1 protein-coding gene is annotated in these 372 nt (G+C 42.7%); it reads left to right on the forward strand.

Annotated features, from left to right (window positions below; genetic code table 11):
- Positions 1-372: phage integrase N-terminal SAM-like domain-containing protein (locus HC175_RS20585; protein ID WP_168139883.1), on the forward strand; the 372-nt coding region annotated here is incomplete at both ends.

Raw genomic sequence — 372 nt, forward strand, 5'->3', positions numbered from 1 at the left:
TGCTGCACGAATATGTCGCATATTTACGGGGACAGCGGCTAAGCGAAAGTAGTGTAAGAACCTATTACAACTTTGTTCTTAAGTTGGTTGATTTTATTGGGGAAAAACCTTTTGCTGAATTGACTTCCCGCGATGTGGAATTATTTGTTGAACAACGCATTGCTGCAGAGAATTATGCGATTAGCACGCACAGGCAATGCATTAGTGCTGTCAAGCATTTTTTTGAGCTCTATAAATGCGCAGATATTGAGACTAAGGACATTTTTCGGCCTCAGAAGAGTCGGTTTTTGCCCACTGTACTTTCCAAAGAGGAGGTTATAAAACTGCTACAGGTCACCCGCAATCTTAAGCACCGTGCGATTCTGGCAATGC

It is taken from the genome of Salinimicrobium oceani, assembly GCF_012037645.1.